The 17,885-nt window shown below is 73.1% G+C and carries 10 protein-coding genes; 6 read left to right on the forward strand and 4 right to left on the reverse strand.

Annotation, left to right across the window (positions count from 1 at the left end; translation table 11 throughout):
- Positions 1-126 precede the first annotated feature (126 nt).
- The 4 genes from ACFXPX_RS10405 to ACFXPX_RS10420 all read right to left on the reverse strand — a co-directional run bounded on the left by ACFXPX_RS10405 (position 127) and on the right by ACFXPX_RS10420 (position 8,972).
- Complete coding sequence (locus ACFXPX_RS10405; RefSeq protein ID WP_380525384.1) at positions 127-822, reverse strand: hypothetical protein; 696 nt, start codon at positions 820-822, stop codon at positions 127-129.
- On the reverse strand, positions 819-5,126 hold the full coding sequence (locus tag ACFXPX_RS10410) for an NEW3 domain-containing protein (RefSeq protein WP_380640516.1): 4,308 nt from the start codon (positions 5,124-5,126) through the stop codon (positions 819-821). The genes ACFXPX_RS10405 and ACFXPX_RS10410 overlap by 4 nt, the downstream gene beginning before the upstream one ends.
- A gap of 75 nt (positions 5,127-5,201) precedes the next feature.
- The gene (locus ACFXPX_RS10415) at positions 5,202-7,676 is read right to left on the reverse strand and encodes a discoidin domain-containing protein (RefSeq protein ID WP_380640518.1); all 2,475 of its coding nucleotides are present in this window, start codon (positions 7,674-7,676) and stop codon (positions 5,202-5,204) included.
- 270 nt (positions 7,677-7,946) lie between these two features.
- Positions 7,947-8,972 carry a LacI family DNA-binding transcriptional regulator gene (locus tag ACFXPX_RS10420; RefSeq protein WP_375894386.1) on the reverse strand — a complete coding sequence of 342 codons (1,026 nt, stop codon included), beginning with the start codon at positions 8,970-8,972 and terminating at the stop codon, positions 7,947-7,949.
- Positions 8,973-9,105: 133 nt separating this feature from the next.
- Here ACFXPX_RS10420 and ACFXPX_RS10425 point away from each other — a divergent pair, with 133 nt between their 5' ends.
- The 6 genes from ACFXPX_RS10425 (at position 9,106) to ACFXPX_RS10450 (ending at position 17,880) form a co-directional block, all read left to right on the forward strand.
- A complete protein-coding gene (locus tag ACFXPX_RS10425) occupies positions 9,106-10,395 on the forward strand; it encodes an ABC transporter substrate-binding protein (RefSeq protein ID WP_380525387.1) in 1,290 nt (429 codons plus the stop codon).
- A gap of 171 nt (positions 10,396-10,566) precedes the next feature.
- On the forward strand, positions 10,567-11,439 hold the full coding sequence (locus tag ACFXPX_RS10430) for a carbohydrate ABC transporter permease (protein ID WP_375894380.1): 873 nt from the start codon (positions 10,567-10,569) through the stop codon (positions 11,437-11,439).
- A gap of 4 nt (positions 11,440-11,443) precedes the next feature.
- Positions 11,444-12,376: a carbohydrate ABC transporter permease gene (locus tag ACFXPX_RS10435; protein ID WP_380525388.1), complete on the forward strand. Its 933-nt coding sequence runs from the start codon at positions 11,444-11,446 to the stop codon at positions 12,374-12,376.
- Positions 12,377-12,442: 66 nt separating this feature from the next.
- Positions 12,443-13,735: a glycosyl hydrolase gene (locus ACFXPX_RS10440; protein ID WP_380640520.1), complete on the forward strand. Its 1,293-nt coding sequence runs from the start codon at positions 12,443-12,445 to the stop codon at positions 13,733-13,735.
- Between the two features lie 97 nt (positions 13,736-13,832).
- The gene (locus tag ACFXPX_RS10445) at positions 13,833-16,886 is read left to right on the forward strand and encodes an alpha-mannosidase (protein ID WP_380640522.1); all 3,054 of its coding nucleotides are present in this window, start codon (positions 13,833-13,835) and stop codon (positions 16,884-16,886) included.
- Positions 16,887-16,953: 67 nt separating this feature from the next.
- Positions 16,954-17,880, forward strand: coding sequence for an ROK family protein (locus ACFXPX_RS10450; protein WP_380640524.1), 927 nt, complete (start codon positions 16,954-16,956; stop codon positions 17,878-17,880).
- Positions 17,881-17,885 lie beyond the last annotated feature (5 nt).

The raw sequence follows: 17,885 nt of genomic DNA on the forward strand, positions 1-17,885 counted from the left end.
AAAACACCCACCGCGCACACCTCCGCCTAAAGCCTGAAACACCCGCATTTCAGCCACGCCAAAAACTCCCCGCCGCGGGCGGGCCCGGGGTGCTCGGGGCGAGCGTGGCGGGCACGCCGGGGCCGCTCAGTGGCGGTGGTGGTTGTCGGGTTGGGCCGGGTCGCCGGGGTGTTCCAATCCTTCGACCAGGGTGAGGCGTTGGGCCCGCTCGTGGTCCAGCCAGCGGACGAACTCCGCCCTTCGCGCGGCCTCCCGGAGGGCCGGGGTGGGGTCGGGGTTCCGGGGGACGGCCAGGGTGGCGAGGAGCATCGCCGTCCAGGGGCCGACGGTGACCCACTCACCCGGTGGGGCCTCCCGAAGCGCCTCGGCGAGGGCCTCCGGGAGGGTGTCGGGGTCGGCTTCGAAGCCGCCGTCGGGGAGGGCGAGGTGCCAGCGGGTGGTCGGTGGGCGGGCGGTCACGGCGCGGTAGTGGGCGACGTCGGCGGCGGACGGCTCGATGCCGGCGGTCACGGATGCGTAGACGGCACGGACGGCCGCGCTGCCCTCGTAGGCGGCCGCCGTGATGGAGCCGAGTTCGACGGCGGCCTGTTGGTCGAGGCGGGACGGGCCGGGGGCGACGACCGGGAGGCCGCGTTCGGCGGCGACCGTCTCGCAGAGGGCCTCGGTCAGCAGCACCTGGGCGACCCACCGGGTGAGCTGGCGGTCCTCCGAACTGCCGGGCAGGGGGAGGGCGGTGGATCGCGGGCCGCCGCGCAGGGCGGCGAGGCGGGCGTCGAGGGCGGTGCGCGGGAGGGGGCGTCCGTCGAGCAGGCCGAGGGTCATGCCTCCACCACCAGGGCGACGGTGGGGGCGTACTGGCAGCGGCCGAACCACATGACCTTGGCGAGGGCCCAGTACGCGCCGGGGTCGAGGGACTCGGGGGCGGTGACGGCGAAGTCGACGGTGAGGGCCGAGTCGGCGGGGACGGCGAAGCCGCGCACCGGGTCGGCGACGGCCTCCCACGTCCCCCACGGGGAGACCAGTTGCAGCTCGCCGCGGATCTCGCCGCTGGTGCGATTGGTGAGGGTGAGCCCGAGGGTGGCCCGGCCGCCGGGCGCCACCCGCAGGGTCTCGGCACAGACGTCCACGGACAGCCCGGTGTCGCGGCCGGTCGTCGCCTTGGTGCCCTGGGCGGCCGTCCAGTCCTCCGGGGCCTCGCCGGGGACCGGCAGCAGCGCGGGGAGGTCGCCGACGGCGATGGTGACCACGTCCTCGACCGCCTGTCCGTCGTGCTCGATCCGGACGGCGGCGAAGTGCAGCCCGGGCCGGGCGTCGGCCGGCGGGGTGAGGGTGACCGGGAAGCGCAGGTGGCCGTCGGGGGCGAGCCGGTACGGGCGGCTGCCGAGGCTGGTCGCCCAGCCCTCCGGCGGCAGCACGACGGCCGTGCCCTCGACGGCGGCGTCCCGCAGCTGGGAGGAGAGGGCGACCGAGAGCGTCACCGGCTCCCCCGCCGTCCGCAGCAGCCCGGGCGAGGCGCCGACCGACACCGGCAGGTAGCCGAGCGGCGCCGGGCCCCGGTTGTGCAGCCAGTAGCGGGCATGGACGGGCTGGGCGGGTTCGGCGACCGGGCCGAGTACCGTACCCCCGGCCGTGCCCCCGGGCCGGGCCGAGACGCCGGGCGCGGCGAGCAGGGTGGTGATCGACGAGCCGGGCAGGTCCAGCTCGGCCGGGCCGAGGGGGCGCTCCAGCAGGTCGGCCGCCCGCAGGTCGGTCAGCCCGAGCGCACCGCCGAGTGCCGCCGTCCGGCCGAGGCCGGTGGATTCGACCAGCCGCACGGTCAGCTCGGGTCCGACGGGCGCCGCCGAGCCGTGGGCGATCGGGTTCCCGGCCGGCTTGAGTGCGCCGAGCAGCACCTCGCGCTGCGGTTCGACCCGCAGCCAGGACAGCGTGGCGGGCAGCGGGCCGTCCTGCGGCGCGGCCAGGATCCGCGCGTACAGCGGGTGGTTGAACTCCTGCCCCCGCGCGGGCAGTGCCTGCGCCCGCCAGTCACCGTCACCGCCGACCAGGGCATAGCCGAACTCGTGGGTCCAGTGCTGGAGTTGGAAGGCGGCGCCGTCGGGCAGGGTGCGCCGGGGCGGGTCGATCCACACCCCGGACGGCCAGCCGGTGCAGGAGCGCATCAGCGACAGGTGCAGCGCGCCGGTGGCGTCCACCGCGAAGCCTGGCAGGCCGAAGCTGAGCAAGGCCACGGTGTGGTCGGCGAGTTCCTCCGACTCCGGCACAGGCACCGACACCGGCACCGACACCGACACCGACACCGACTCCGACACCGGCTCCGACACCGTCATCGGGCAGACGGCGGTGATCCGGGCGTCGGCGAGGTCGTCCACCAGGGCCGGCACATCGGCGACCACCAGGGCGGGCAGGGAGCGCAGGTCCCGCAGGTCCGCGTCGGGCCGCCACACCTCGGCCAGCGGTGTCAGCGCGGGCACCCACACCGCGCCGTGCGCCTTGAGCGCGGCCGCGTACTCCTCGCCCGTCCGGTCGATCAACTCCTTTGCCGCGTCGTTGACTTCCGGGCCGCCGACGACGATCCGGAAGTCCGGCAGGTTGGAGTCGACGTCCAGCCAGCCGTACCGCGCCCAGTCCGCCCCCGAGGTGGTGGCGGTGACGCCGACCCGGGCCAGCGCGACCAGCAGCGGACGGGCGTCGGCGGCGTCGTCCAGGGTCGGGACGACCACCTCGGCGACGCCGAGCGCGCGCGAGCCGATGACCTCGCCGGAGGCCGAGGTGAGCTCCGCCCGCGCGGTGGCGCCCAGCCCGAACCAGGTGTTGGCCGGGTTGTCCAGCGTCCACGGCGCCTCCGCCGAGTCCACGTCCGGCATCGCGAAGCCGCGCCCGACGACCGCGCCGGCGACCTCGCTGACCGGCAGCCCGCCGGGGACGTCCACCGGGTAGCGCAGTCGCAGCAGCCGGTCGGCGCCGGAGTAGTCGACCGCCCTGGTGCGGCAGTCGACCCGGTCCAGCCCGCGCCACAGCGTGACCGTCTGCTCGTAGCGCAGGCCGTCGACCGTCCCCGCGATCACCAGCCGCTCGCCGAGCGGCCCGGTCTCGCGGCGCACGGAACCGGCGCCGTCCCCGGAGCCGACCACCGGCCCGCTCGGCACCAGGTGCCACGGGCCCTCGCCGAAGTCGGGGTGCTGCGGGTACTCCTCGTACACCCGCAGTTCGTTGCCGATCCGACCCTCCTGGATCAACTCCCGCTCGTGCAGCAGGTCGTACACCGATCCGAGCCCGCCGCCGCGCGCCGGGTCGGCCGTCACCCGGTACCGCTCGTTGGCGATCACCACGCCCTCGGCCTCGGCCCACGCCGGGGCCGAGGGCTCCCCGGGCAGCAACCGCCAGGTGCGCCAGCCGAGCGCGGGCACGTCGGCGGCCAGGAACCGCAGCACGCCCCGGTCCACGGCGCTCGGCACGGCCGCGCCGGTTTCGTCCACGACCCGCACCGACCTTTCACCGGACGGGAGTTCGACCGAGACCAGATCCGTCCGGTCGAAGGACAGCGTGTTGGTCACCACCAGAGCCGAGCCGACGCCCGCCGTGGAGGTGCCCGCCGAGCCGACGCCCACCGTGGAGATGCCCACCGTGGAGATCCGCGCCGTCAGCGCGTCCAGCGCCGCGTCCCGGACCGCCGAGGCCAGGTCGTACGCCTCCCGCCAGCCGCCCAGCAGGTCCAGGTACACCTGGTCCGACTCCGAGCCGGTGATCGCGTCGTGGTGGGCCCCGTAGGCGAGTTGGCGCCACACCTTGTCGAGCGCGGCGGCCGGGTAGGCGCCGAGCCCGTTGACGACGGCCAGCGCGGCGAGCTTCTCCGCGTCCACCGCCGCGACCTCGCCCGCCCGCTGGGCCTGCTTGGTGTCGATGTAGGAGACGTCCTTGCCGGTGTACACCGGGTTCATGTCGCGGGTCTGCGGGCTGGGCCGGCGCCCGGTGGCGGCGAGTTCGGCCCGGACGGCGTCCAGGAAGTCGCGGGGGGTGGCGCAGACGAAGCGCGGCCACAGGTACTTCTCGGGCCAGGAGCGGTGGATCGCGGTGACCCACTTGTTCGGCGGGGTGTAGTCCGTGCCGACCGGCAGCAGCAGGTTCCTGGTCGCGCCGACCGGCTTGAGCTTGCGGTACAGCTCGTACACCGCTTGTTCGGCGGCGGGGAGGTCGGGCGAGGAGTCCATCCACCAGCCGGCCGAGTAGTGGTGCGGCATGTAGTGGGTGAGCACGCCCTCCCCGCCGGGCGCGATCCACTCGAACTCGCTGGGGAACTGCATCACCCGGGCGTCGTCCTTGCCCTGGCGGAAGTTCTTCTGGATCGGGCCCCACTGGTGGAACGGCCCGCGGGCCCACGCGCTGCCGGTGAGGCCGGCCGCGGCGAGGTGGCCGGGGAACTGCGGGTCGTGGCCGAACACGTCGAGCTGCCAGGCGGTCTGCGGGTCGCCGCCGAGGATGTCGCGCTGGTAGCCGATGCCGTGGACGATGTTGCGGATGGTCGTCTCGGCGCCGGTGAGGTTGGTGTTGGGCTCGTTGTAGGTGCCGCCGACGAGCTCGACCTGCCCACGCTCCAGCAGCGTGCGGAGCACCGCGCGCCGCTCCGGGTGCTGGTCGAAGTACGGTTTCAGGTAGTCGACCTCGGCCAGCACGAACTTGTACACCGGGTCCCGCAGGGCCAGGTCGAGGTGGGCGTCGACGAGGGCGAAGCCGTTGCGCTCCCAGAGCGGCCGGGTGGTGGCGTCGGCGCCGAGCAGTTCCCACGGCGAGGTGTAGGCGGCCTGGGTGTTCCACCAGACCGGGTCGTAGTGGAAGTGGGAGACCAGGAACATCGTCCAGCCGGGCTCGGCGACCTCCACGACACCGGCCGCCTCGCTGCCCTCGGCCCTTACGGTGACGGGAAGTTGCGCGCCGACGGACGCTCCGGTGATCTCCAGGGGGACGTCGACCAGCCCCGTGCCGGTCGCCTCGCCGCGGACGCCCGTCCCGCTGACGGTGATCGGGGCGGCCGGCCCCTCGACCGTCACCCGCAGGATCTGGCGCGGGGCGTCCTCGGGGCCGACGAACAGGTCGGTGCTCTCGACGGCGGTGATGGTGGTGACCGGCACGGGGGGTGGTCCTTTCGGTACGGAGGCCTACGCGGTGACGGAGGCCTACCCGGTACGGAGATGCGGTGCGGACGCCTACTGGCCCCAGGCCTCGAACTCGTAGATCCGGGCGGCCGGATCGCCGTTCTGGGTGGGCTTGGTGACGACCAGCCGGACGTAGCGGGCGGTGGTGTCCACCGGATGGGTGGTGGTGCCCGCGGTGTTGCCGGTCACGGTGGCGACGGTCGTCCACGGGTCGGTGCTCTTCACGCGGGTCTGGAGGGAGAAGTCCCGGGTGTTGTACGCGGCGCTCTCCCCGCCCGCCTGGGCGTGCCGGACCACGAACCTGTTCAGCTTCTTCCCCGAACCGAGGTCCACCTCCAGCCACTTGGCGGCCGTCAGCGTGCACCACTTGTCACTCGTGCCGCCGTTGACGCTGCCGTTGACGGCTTTGGCCGGGCCCTCGTTGGCGTTGCACTGGCCGGAGGCGGTGGCGGGGCGGTTGAGCGCGAGGTCGGTCGAGCCGGTCGGCGGGGTGGCGTTCCAGCCCACGGTGGTCGAGGCGACGGCCGAGTGCCCGTAGGTGGTGGACACCGCCTCCACGTCCAGCGTGGTGGCGGCCTCGGTGCCGGCCCGGTCCAACCGCCCGACGTAGTAGGCATCGTTGGGGGTGGCCCCCAGGAAGGTCCGGCTGCCGTCCGGGTTGCGCCGGTACACCTCGTAGTGGTGGACGTTGCCGCCGGGGGCCGCCGTCCAGGACAGTCGCAGCGACTGGCTCGCGCCGGCCGTCACGTCGCTCGCGCCGAGCACGGTCAGCCCGCTCGGCGCGGCCGGGCTCTCCACCGTGCCGTCGTAGAGGGCGACTTGGCCGACCCGCAGGTCGTAGGCCGGGTCGTTGCCGGTGACCTGGAGGGCGAGCTGGGCGATGGTGCGGCCGGCGTACCGGGAGAGGTCGAGGGTGTGCCGCTCCCAGCCCGTCCCGGTGTTGCTCCCGACGTCCACGGTGGTGAAGCTGCCCGGGGCGTCGGTGAAGGAGACGGCGGCCTTGAGCTTGGTCGGGCCGGCGGCCGGGGTCTTGACCACCAGGTCGAGCTTGGTGTTCGCGGCGACCGGCAGCCGGGTCTGGTAGAGCCGGACGGTGTTGGTGGCGTCCAGGGTGCCGGTCAGCCGCAGCGAGGAGCCGCCCTGGTAGGCGTCGGTGAAGTCGACGGACGGGCTGAGCCTGCTGCCGGTGGAGTCGACCACCCAGCGGTAGGTCGGCGGGACGTCCTGCAGCGAGAGGTTGTTCCACCCTCCGGTGGCGACCCGGGTGCCGGCCGCGTTGTAGAAGTCGCCCTGGCCGGTGTCGAAGTTGGTGACGAAGGGCTTGGCGGTGATCGGCGAGGACTCGGCGACGTAGCCCGCCAGGCCGGGCCATCCGGACGAGAGGTCGACCTTGGACGGGTCGTTGTTGGCGCCGACCCAGTAGCGGGCGTCCTTGGCGTAGAAGTCGGCCCGGTCGGTGGCGGACTTCCAGGTCCACTCGGGGCGGTAGAGGCCGAGCGAGGTGGTGTGCGGCTGCCCGGACGGGAAGAGGGTGTTCCAGTCGACGGAGGTGTTGTAGCCGTTCGCCTCGGTGTCGATGCCCGAGTACAACTCGTACTCGCTGCGGCCGAGTTGCCGGGCCAGGGTGCGGGAGGATTCCAGGCCGTCCTGGCTCCAGCCGAAGTTGAGGAACATCGAGTCCGAGGTTCTCTTCGAACCGTCTTGCAGGAAGGGTGAGTTGGCGGAGGTGAGGGCGTTCTGCCAGTCGACCGCACCGGAGGTGGTCATCGCGTCGTACCACATGAAGTCGGTACCGCTCTGCGCCTTGGTGTACTGCATCAGGTTGCGCACCTCGCCGGCCAGGCCCGAATCCCCGCCGCCGGTCTCCTGGTTGATGAACCAGCCGTCGAAGCCGTAGTACTGGGCGGCCTGGGCGAGCTTGTCGGCGACGGGGTAGCGGTTGCCGGACTTCTGGACGAAGTCGCGCACCCACTGGAGCTGGCCGCCGTACGCGGCGGGCGGGAAGAAGACGGTGCCGTAGACCTTGACGCCGTTGCGGTGGGCGGCGTCGATCACCGTCGGGTTGGGCGCGAGGATCAGGCCTTCCCCGGCCGAGCCGCCCCAGAACACCAGCTTGTCGACGTACTGCCAGTAGCCGAAGGCGTAGTAGTTGGGGTCGGCGGAGCCCTGGGAGGGGTTGTTGGAGGTGGGGCCGAAGGAGACCAGTGAGGCGATCTTCCCTTCGCCGGCGCGGGCGTTGGGGTTGGCGGCCAGGGCAGGGTCGCTGGTGCGGGGCTGGAGCGGGACGCGGGAGCGGTTGAACCGGGCATCCGGGTCGGTGGCCGGATCCCAGCTGAGGATCGTGCTGGGGTACCAGTAGGAGGCGTACGGCTGGCTGCCCGGGCCGGCGGGTGCCGTGGGCAGCGGCGCGGCAGCCGTGGGCGGCGGCGCGGCGGCCGTCACGGGTGCGGCCCAGGCGGAGGGCGTGGCGGTGAGTGCGGCCGTCGCGAGGACTGCGCTGAGCAGCAGGGGTAGGCGTCGTGACATGCGGGGGCTCCGATCGGGCGGAGGGGTGGGGGCGGGCCCGCCGTCGCGGACGGGGGCCGGCCGCATGCGGGCGTGCCGGTGCTGAACCGAGGGGAGCCGGAGGCCACAGGAACGGGCAGCAGGAGCGGACCCTCTCGGCGCAGCGAGGCTAAACCGGTTCAGAACGGGTGTCAACGACCCGGACAACAACCACCCGACGGAGTCAGGAACCGGCACCCGGAGGAGTCAGGGCCCGGCGCCCGGAGGAGTCAGGGCCCGGCACCGAGGGAGTCAGGAACCGCTGCCCGGCGGGGAGGTGGACTCCCGCACCGTCAGCCGGGGCGTCGGCATCTGGAGGTCGCGGTCGGGCCCGGCGCCGTCCAGGGCCTCCAGCAGGCTGCGCGCGACCTGCTCGCCGAGCGCGAAGGTGTCCCGGCTGAGCGCGGTCAGCGGCGGGTGGACGATCCGGGCGAGCACCGAGTCGTCGAAGGAGACGATGGACAGCTCCCCGGGCACCGAGACGCCCATCTCCCCCGCCACGCCCAGCCCGGCGACGGCCATCACGTCGCTGTCGTAGACGATCGCGGTGGGCCGCCCGGGCCGGGAGAGCAGGGTGCGGGTGGCCGCCGCGCCCTCGGCGTCGCTGAAGTCGGTGGGCACCGACAGCGCCTCCTCCAGTCCGAGCCGGCGCGAGGCGTCGCGCAGCGCGCGGATCCGGCGCTGGGTGTGCTGGAAGTGCGGCAGCCCGGCGAGGTGGGCGATCCGGCGGTGCCCGATGGCGGCCAGGTAGTCGACGATGGAGAGCATCGCCTCCCGGTCGTCGGCCCAGATCCGCAGCTGGTTGCCGCCCTTGCCGGGCCCGCCCAGGACGACGGCGGGCAGCCCGAGTTCGTCCAGGACGGGCAGCCGCGGGTCCTTGACCTGGAGGTCCACCACGATGAACCCGTCCACCCGGTGCTCGGAGGCCCAGCGCCGGTAGACCCCGATCTCGGCGGCGGTGTCCTCGACCACCATCAGGTGCAGGGCGACCGAGCTGGCCGAGAGCACGGCCTGGAGGCCGGAGAGCAGTTGGCTGAAGAACGGCTCGACGCCGATGGTGCGGGCCGGGCGGGCGATCACCAGGCCGACGGCGTCGGAGCGGGCGCCGCCGAGGGCGCGGGCGGCGCTGTGCGGGCGCCAGTTCATCTCCTCGGCGACCCGCAGGATCCGGTCCCTGGTCGCCTCGCTGACACCGGGGCGGCCGTTGAGCGCGAAGGAGACCGCGCCCTTGGAGACGCCGGCCTGGCGCGCGATGTCGGCGATCGTCGGTCTGCCCACAGGATCCGACTCCTCTCTTGACAGTCAAGTTTAGGCGGGAGCATAGTCCCTGCCAGAGCTAGACCGGTTTAGTTAAGCAGGTTCTGACACACCACCACCCATCCCAGAACCCCAGGACCACCGGGAGACCCTCATGCGAAGAATCTGGGCGGCACTGACCACCACGGCCCTCACCGCGGCGGCCCTCACCGGCTGCGGACTCGGCTCCGGAGACACCAAGAGCAGCGACAACGTGGCGAGTGCGGCCGCCACCGGTGAGGTCAAGGGCAAGGTCTCGATCCAGACCTGGGCGCTCAAGCCGAAGTTCACCGACTACATGCAGGGCGTGATCGACGGCTTCAAGAAGAAGTACCCCGGCGTCGAGGTCGACTGGCTGGACCAGCCCGGCGAGGGCTACTCCGACAAGGTGCTCAGCCAGGCCGCCTCCGGCACCCTGCCCGACGTGGTCAACCTCCCGCCGGACTTCGCCTTCCCGCTGGCCAAGAAGGACGTCCTGCTGGACGTCGCCAAGGCCGACCCGAAGCTCGCGGACGAGTACGTGGCCGGCGGCGTGAGCGCCTACCGCTACCGCGGCTACCAGGGCACCTTCGGCTACCCCTGGTACCTCAACACCGATGTGAACTACTGGAGTTCCGACCTCCTGACGAAGGACGGGCTGGACCCGAAGAAGCCCCCGACCACCCTGGACGAGCTGATCGCCCAGGCCCGGGTGATGAAGGAGAAGTCCGGCGGCCAGGCCTACCTGATGAGCCGCAAGCCCGGCCTCGGCGACCTCTACAACATCGGCGTCAAGATCATGGCCGACGACGGCAAGTCCTTCACCTTCAACACCCCGGAGGCCGCTGCACTGCTCGACAAGTACCGCGACGCCTTCAAGGAGGGCCTGATGCCGAACGGGGTGCTCACCGACACCTACGCCGGCAACTCCAAGCTGTTCAGCGCCGGGACCGCGGCCTGGACCACCGGCGGCGGCAACTTCATCACCAGCCTCGCCACCGACAACCCCACCCTGGCGCCGAAGGTCGTCCCGTCCCCCGCGATGGGCACCCCGCCGCTGTACGTCCAGGGCCTGTCCATCCCGAAGAACACCAAGAACCCGGCCGCCGCGGTCGCCCTGGCCCGCTGGGTCACCAGCCCGGAGAACCAGGCCGCCTTCGCCCACCTGACCAGCGTCTTCCCGTCCACCAAGGCCTCCGCGAGCGACCCGTTCTTCAGCAAGAGCGACGGCACCAACGCGGGCGACGCCAAGGTGATCGCCTTCACCTCGCTCGCCAAGGCCGAGCTGATCCAGCCGGTCGAGGTGGACGACGCGATGGGCACCGTCGTCAAGCAGCAGTTCGCCCTCGCCATCAGCGGCCAGAGCAGCTCCCAGCAGGCCCTGGACACCGCCGTGGAGCAGTGCAACAAGCTGCTCAAGGGCTGATCCCCCGCAGCCGCGGCCTCACCGTCCCGACGTCCCGACGAACCGCAGTCCCGTACCCCCTACCGGCGAAGCGGCGGGTCCTCCCCCACACCCGCCGCCCCGGGCCTCGCACACCCCCGGGGCCTGTACCACCCCGGGCCCCGGAAGGCCCAGCCCCAGGAAGGCATCCGCATGACCCACCGGCGCTGGTTCACTCCCTGGCTGCTCGCCGGCCCCGCGATACTCTGGCTGGCCGTCTTCAACCTCTGGCCGGCCGTCAACACGGTGATCCTCTCCTTCACCAACGCCAAGCCCATCGGCGGCGGCCGGTTCACCGGCCTGGAGAACTACGGCCGGCTGCTGGACGACGCCCAGCTCGCCGACGCCCTGCTCAACAGCATCGTGTTCATGCTGGTCTGCCTCCCCCTGCTGACCGTCCTGCCGCTGCTGCTCGCCCTGCTGGTGCAGCGCCGGATCCCCGGCATCACCTTCTTCCGCACCGCCTTCTACACCCCGGTGATCGCCTCCGCCGTCGTGGTGGCACTGATCTGGGGCTGGGTGCTGGACGACCGGGGCCTGGTCAACGGCCTGCTCCAGGAGGGCGGCCTGGCCGACTCCCCGGTCCCCTTCCTCACCGACCGCTGGCTGCTGCTGTTCAGCGCGATCGCCCTGACCGTCTGGAAGGGGCTCGGCTACTACATGGTGATCTACCTCTCCGCCCTCGCCAACGTCCCGCACGAGCTGCACGAGGCGGCGGCCGTGGACGGCGCGAGCCCGCTGCGCCGCTTCTGGCACATCACCCTGCCGGGGGTGCGCCCGACCATGGTGCTCATCTCCGCGCTCATCTCGGTGAGTTCGCTGCGCGTCTTCTCCGAGTTGTACGTGCTCTCCAACGGACTGGGCGGCCCCGGCGGCCGCGACATGTCGGTGGTGATGCTGATCCAGATGTACAGCCGCGGCTTCAACGGCCACCTGGGCTACGCCTCCGCGCTCAGCCTGCTGCTGTTCGTCGTCACCCTCGGCCCGATGCTGTTCCTGCTGCGGCTGAACCGGAAGGCGGCCTGAACCCGTGACCACCGCGACCACCGACCCCCGCCGCAAGCCCGACCCGAGCGCCGAGGGGGGCAGGAGGACCAAGGGGGCCAAGGAGGCCAAGGGCGGCGCCCGCGGCTTCAACACCCCCTCCCGCGCCCGGACCGCCTCCCGTTACCTGCTCCTGCTGCTCGTCCTGCTGCTGGTGATCGGCCCCTTCCTCTGGCAGCTGTCCACCGCCCTCAAGGGCCCCACCGAGGACGTCTACACCCGCACCCCGAGCTTCCTGCCCGACCAGCCCACCCTAGGCAACTTCGGCAAGGTCGCCGACACCATCCCGGTGTGGACGTACGCCCTCAACTCGCTGACCGTCGCGGCCGTCTGCATCGCCGGCAACGTGGTCGGCTGCACTCTGGCCGGCTACGCCCTGGCCCGACTGCGCTTCCGCGGCGCCCGGCTGCTCCTCGGCCTCTTCCTGGCCACCCTGGTGCTGCCCGGCGAGGTCACCATCGTCTCCCAGTACGTGCTGGTGCGCGGCCTCGGCCTGGCCGACAGCCTGGCCGGGGTGGCCCTGCCCGGGGCGATCGCGATGCTCAACGTGCTGCTGATGCGCACCGCCTTCGCCGCCGTACCGGCCGAGCTCGACCAGGCGGCGCTGGTGGACGGCGCCAACGTCTGGCAGCGGCTGTGGTACATCGGTCTGCCGAACGTGCGCGGCATGCTCAGCGTGATCGTCATCTTCACCTTCATCGGTGCCTGGGACGACTTCCTCTGGCCGCTGATCGTGCTCAACGACCCGCAGAAGTACACCCTGACCGTCGGGCTCCAGTACCTCAACGGCACCTTCTCCGCCAATCCCCGGCTGATCGCGGCCGGCACCATGATCGCGTTCCTGCCGATCGTCGTGGTGTTCGCCGTCTGCCAGCGCTTCTTCTTCCAGGGCGTCGAGGAGGGAGCCGTCAAGGGCTGAGCCCCCGAGGACGAGAACACCGTCCGTACGCCCCGACCCAGTTGAGGTAGCCCACCCGTGACCCCCGTGACCACCGATTCCGCCGCTTCCACCGCTTCCACCACTCCGAAGGCCCCGCGCTTCGGCGTCAACTACACCCCCAGCAAGGGCTGGTTCCACCACTGGCTCGACTTCGACCTGGACGCCGTGCGCGCCGACTTCGACTCCGTCGCCGCCCTCGGCCTGGACCACGTCCGGGTCTTCCCGCTCTGGCCGCTGTTCCAGCCCAACCGCACCCTGATCCGCCCGCGCGCCGTCGAACAGCTGACCGCACTCGTGGACGCGGCCGGCGAACGCGGCCTGGACGTCGCGGTGGACGGCCTCCAGGGCCACCTGTCCAGCTTCGACTTCCTGCCCGCCTGGACGCAGACCTGGCACCGCCGCAACCTGTTCACCGACCCCGGGGTCCTGGACGGCCAGGCCGCCTACCTGCGCACCCTCGCCGGGGCCCTGCGCGAACGCCCGAACTTCCTCGGGATGACGCTCGGCAACGAGATCAACCAGTTCTCCGGCGCCCCGCACCCCGACCCCGACCGCTGCACCCCCGCCGAGGCGGAGGCCTGGCTGCGCCGGATGCTCACCGCCTGCGAGGACGGCGCGCCCGGGCGGCTGCACCTGCACGCCTCCTACGACGCGGCCTGGTACCTGGACGAACACCCCTTCACACCCTGGCACTCGGCCCGCCTCGGCGGCGCCACCGCCGTGCACTCCTGGGTCTTCAACGGCACCGCCCAGCGCTACGGCGCCCACTCCACCGCCACCGCCCAGCACGCCGCGTACCTGGTCGAGCTGTCCAAGGCCTGGGCGGACGACCCGGCCCGCCCGGTCTGGCTGCAGGAGGTCGGCGCGCCCGCCCCGCACATCACCGCCGCGGACGCGGCCCGGTTCACCGGCGCCACCGTCGAGGCCGTGCTGGACTGCCCGGACCTCTGGGGCGTCACCTGGTGGTGCTCCCACGATGTGGACCGCTCGCTCGTCGACTTCCCCGAACTGGAGTACAGCCTCGGCCTGTTGACCACCGACCGGACGGTCAAACCGGCCGGCGCCCGGCTCGCCGAGGCCGCAGCCGACGCCCGCCGCAGCTGGCAGCCGCCCAAGCCGCGCGGCACCGCCGTGGTGGTCGCCACCGGTGACGAGGTCACCTCCCCGCGCCGCGCGGACTGCGGCCCCGGCGGCCCGGTGTACGAGGCCTTCATGCGCCTCGCCGAGGCCGGCGCCCGCCCGACCACCGTGCTCGCCGAACGCGCCGGGGACGCGGCGCACCTGGCGGCGCGCGGTATCACCGAGGTGGTCCACCCCGCCGACGTAGGTTCTCTGTAGCCGTACCCCGCTGTAGCCGTCCCCCCTTGAAGCCGTCCCCGCTTGAAGCCACCCTCCCCCAGCAACTGCCCTCCCGCACGCAACGGAGCCTGCCGCCATGCACGATGACCGCACCCTCGTCGAGTCCCGCCTCAAGCGCGTCCTGGAGGAGCGCATCCTCCCGGCCGTGTACCCGGAGTCCGTCCCGCTGGAGGTCGGCATCTGGACCGCCCCCGGCGAGCCCGTCCCGGTCGCCGAGGGCCTGGCCGCGCCGCGCACCCCGATCGCCGTCGGCGACGCCTGGGGCGCGCCCTGGGGCACCAGTTGGCTGACGGTGTCCGGCACGGTGCCGCAGGCCTGGGCCGGACGGACGGTCGAGGCACTGATCGACCTCGGCTTCGACGCCAACATGCCCGGCTTCCAGTGCGAGGGCCTGGTCTACCGCCCGGACGGCAGCCCGGTGAAGGGCCTCAACCCGCGCAACCAGTGGGTGCGGATCGCCGCCCCGGCGGCCGGCGGCGAGCAGGTGCTGCTGCACGTCGAGGCCGCCGCCAACCCGGTGATCCTGGACTACCACCCCTTCCTGCCGACCGAGTTGGGCGACAAGGAGACGGCCGGGGACCGTCCGCAGTACAAGCTCGCCCGGATGGACCTCGCCGTCTTCGACGACACCGTCTGGCAGCTGTCGCTGGACCTGGAGGTGCTCGGCGAGCTGATGGCCGAGCTCCCGGTGGACGGCGCCCGCCGCTGGGAGGTGCTGCGCGCGGTCGAGCGCGCACTGGACGCGATCGACCTCCAGGACGTCAACGGCACGGCCGCCGCGGCCCGTTCGGAGCTGACCGCCGTCCTGGCCGCGCCCGCCGTGCCGTCCGCGCACCGGATCAGCGCGATCGGCCACGCCCACATCGACTCCGCCTGGCTGTGGCCGCTGCGCGAGACGGTGCGCAAGGTGGCCCGGACCACCGCCAACATGACCGCCCTGCTGGAGGACGAGCCGGAGTTCCGCTACACCATGTCCCAGGCGCAGCAGTACGCCTGGATCAAGGAGCACCGCCCGGAGGTGTACGCCCGGGTGCGCAAGGCCGTCGCCGAGGGCCGGTTCGTCCCGGCGGGCGGCATGTGGGTGGAGTCCGACACCAACATGCCGAGCTCGGAGGCGATGGCCCGGCAGTTCGTGCACGGCAAGCGGTTCTTCCTGGAGGAGTTCGGGGTCGAGAACCACGAGGCCTGGCTGCCCGACACCTTCGGCTTCACCGGCGGCCTGCCGCAGATCATCCGCAACGCCGGCTCCAAGTGGCTGCTGACCCAGAAGATCTCCTGGAGCCAGGTGAACAGGTTCCCGCACCACACCTTCCTCTGGGAGGGCATCGACGGGACCCGCATCTTCACCCACTTCCCGCCCGTGGACACCTACAACTGCTCCATGAAGGGCAGCGAGATCGCCCACGCGGCACGGAACTTCAAGGACAAGGGGGTGGCCCGGCACTCGATCGCCCCGACCGGCTGGGGCGACGGCGGCGGCGGGACGACCCGCGAGATGGTCGGCAAGGCCGCCCGGATGCGGGACTTGGAGGGCTCGGCCACCGTCCGCTGGGAGAACCCCGCCGAGTTCTTCGCCAAGGCCGAGGCCGAGTACCCCGACCCGCCGGTCTGGGTCGGCGAGCTCTACCTGGAGCTGCACCGGGCCACCCTGACCAGCCAGGCGAAGACCAAGCAGGGCAACCGGCGCAGCGAGAACCTGCTGCGCGAGGCCGAACTCTGGTGCTCCACCGCCGCGTTGCGCGCGGGCGCCGAGCAGCCGTACGCGTACCCGTACGAGCAGTTGGACCGGATCTGGAAGACGGTGCTGCTGCACCAGTTCCACGACATCCTGCCCGGCTCCTCGATCGCCTGGGTGCACCGCGAGGCCGAGGCCACCTACGCGGCGCTGGCCCGGGAGCTGGCGGAGCTGATCGACGCGGCCCAGCAGGCACTGGCCGGATCCGCCGACGGCGGGCGGGAGTTGGTGTTCAACTCCGCTCCGCACGCCCGTTCGGCCGTCCCGGCGGGCGGCGCGGCCGTCGCCACCACGGACGCCCCGGCCGCCACCGTCACTGCGCTCGACGGCGGCGGGTTCACGCTGCGCAACGGCCTGCTGGAGGTGGTGGTCGACGCCGACGGCCTGATCGGCTCGGCCGTCGAGCTCGCCACCGGCCGGGAGACCGTCGCCCCCGGCAGCCGGGCCAACCTGCTCCAGCTGCACCCCGACTTCCCCAACATGTGGGACGCCTGGGACGTGGACCAGTTCTACCGCAACACCGTCACCGACCTGACCGGCGTCGACTCCCTCACCGCCACGGCCGCCGACGGCCGGGCCGAGGTCAGGATCGCCCGCTCCTTCGGCTCCTCCACCGTCGTCCAGACCCTCACCCTGCACCCGGGCGAGCAGCGGCTCGACATCGACACCGAGGTCGACTGGCACGAGACCGAGAAGTTCCTCAAGGCCGCCTTCCCGCTGGACGTCCACACCGAGCGGTACGCCGCCGAGACCCAGTTCGGCCACCTCTACCGGCCCACCCACACCAACACCAGCTGGGACGCCGCCAAGTTCGAGGCCTGCAACCACCGCTTCGTCCACCTGGACGAGCCCGGCTGGGGCGTCGCGCTGGTGACCGCCTCCACCTACGGCCACGACGTCACCCGCACCGTGCGCGCCGACGACGGCGGCACCACCACCACGGTCCGCTTCTCGCTGCTGCGCGCCCCGCGCTTCCCCGACCCGAAGACCGACCAGGGGCTGCACCGCTTCCGGCACGCGCTGGTCCCCGGCGCCGCGATCGGCGACGCCGTCCGCGAGGGCTACCGGATCGGCCTGCCCGAGCGGCGGGTCACCGGCACCGCCGAGCGGGTCGCGCCGCTGGTCGAGGTGGACCACGACGCCCTGGTGGTCAGCGCCGTCAAGCTCGCCGACGACCGCAGCGGCGACCTGGTCGTCCGGGTCTACGAGGCCGGCGGCGGCCGCGCCCGGGGCCGGCTCAGCACCTCCTTCCCGCTGGCCGGCGCCGTCCCCTGCGACCTGCTGGAACGGCCCTGGGACGGCACCCGCGGCGAGGTGACGGTCGAGGACGGCGCGGTGCACCTCGCGCTGCGCCCGTTCGAACTCGTCACGCTGCGCCTCACCCCCGCCCGCTGACCGACGTACGGTGAAGGCGCCCCGGCCCGCCCGGCCGGGGCGCCGCCGACCCCTCCTGGAGCCCGCCATGCCGCTCACCCCCCTGTTCGCCGCCGTCGACGTCGGCGGCACCAAGATCGCCGGCGCCCTGGTCGACGGCACCGGCCGGCTGCGGCACCGGCTGCAACTGCCCACCCCCGCCCGGGAGCCGGGCCCGGCCGTGCTCGCCGTCGTGCACAAGGTGCTGGACCAGCTGGCCGGCACCCCCGACTGGGCCGCCGTGACGGCCGTCGGCATCGGCAGCGCCGGCCCGGTCGACCTCGCCGACGGCACCGTCAGCCCGGTCAACATCCCCGGCTGGCGGGGCTTCCCGCTGGTCGCCGAGGTCGCCGCGCACCCGGCGGTGGCCGGACTCCCGGTCCGCCTGGCGGGCGACGGCGTCGCGATGGCCGCCGCCGAGCACTGGCAGGGCGCCGCCCGGGGCGCCGCCAACGCGCTCTGCCTCGTGGTGTCCACCGGCGTCGGCGCCGGACTGGTGCTGGACGGCGCCGTGCGCCCCGGCCCCAGCGGCAACGCCGGCCACCTCGGGCACATCACCGTCGACCTGGACGGCGAGCCCTGCCCGTGCGGCTCCCGCGGCTGCCTGGAGGGCCTCGCCAGCGGCACCGCGATCGCCCGCCGGGCCCTCGCCGAGGGCTGGCGCCCGCCCGGCGAGGACGCCACCGCCCGCGCCGTGGCCGCCTCCGCCGCCGCGGGCGACCCGGTCGCGCTGGCCTCCTTCGACCGGGCCGCCCAGGCCCTGGCCGCCGGGATCGCCGCCACCGCCGCCCTGGTCGACCTCCACCGGGTGGTGGTCGGCGGCGGCGTCGCCACCGCCGGGGAGGTGCTGTTCGCCCCGCTCGCCCGCCACCTGGACCGCTACGCCGCCCTGTCCTACGTCCGAGGCCTGGACGTGCGCCGCGCCGAGCTCGGCACCGACGCCGGGCTGATCGGCGCCGCCGCGCTCTGCCGCTGACAGCC

The organism is Kitasatospora sp. NPDC059146 (assembly GCF_042786665.1).
Taxonomy (GTDB): domain Bacteria; phylum Actinomycetota; class Actinomycetes; order Streptomycetales; family Streptomycetaceae; genus Kitasatospora.

Coding starts and splice junctions, on each gene's coding strand:
- ACFXPX_RS10430 (WP_375894380.1), top strand. CDS start 10,567: ATGACCCACCGGCGCTGGTTCACTCCCTGGCTGCTCGCCGGCCCCGCG.
- ACFXPX_RS10425 (WP_380525387.1), top strand. CDS start 9,106: ATGCGAAGAATCTGGGCGGCACTGACCACCACGGCCCTCACCGCGGCG.
- ACFXPX_RS10405 (WP_380525384.1), bottom strand. CDS start 822: ATGACCCTCGGCCTGCTCGACGGACGCCCCCTCCCGCGCACCGCCCTC.
- ACFXPX_RS10445 (WP_380640522.1), top strand. CDS start 13,833: ATGCACGATGACCGCACCCTCGTCGAGTCCCGCCTCAAGCGCGTCCTG.
- ACFXPX_RS10415 (WP_380640518.1), bottom strand. CDS start 7,676: ATGTCACGACGCCTACCCCTGCTGCTCAGCGCAGTCCTCGCGACGGCC.
- ACFXPX_RS10450 (WP_380640524.1), top strand. CDS start 16,954: ATGCCGCTCACCCCCCTGTTCGCCGCCGTCGACGTCGGCGGCACCAAG.